1 protein-coding gene is annotated in these 234 nt (G+C 55.6%); it reads right to left on the bottom strand.

Annotated features, from left to right (window positions below; translation table 11 throughout):
• Window positions 1-234 (bottom strand): DUF2345 domain-containing protein (locus ACTHUT_RS22430; protein ID WP_440386935.1); only part of this gene is annotated, 234 nt, incomplete at both ends.

Genomic DNA, 234 nt, shown 5'->3' with positions numbered 1-234 from the left:
GGGCGGTCAGGCTTTGGCCGGCGGTAATGTCGGTATGGTTGCCGCTGATAAGGTGGATGTTTTCATTGGCGGTATGCAGTTGGCTTTGCTCTGTTGCGGTGGCTATACCGGCCGGGGCGGTTTGGATTAAGCCGGCCTCTTTCAGGTCTTTGAGGGCGTCTTTCAGACGACCCCTTTGGGTTTCTTCATCGGTATTGTGGTTGTTGGCGGTTTGGGCGGCTTTGTTCAGGCTTT

This window comes from Neisseria sp. P0022.S010 (genome assembly GCF_051956635.1).
This window is presented reverse-complemented; position numbering and strand designations above follow the sequence as displayed.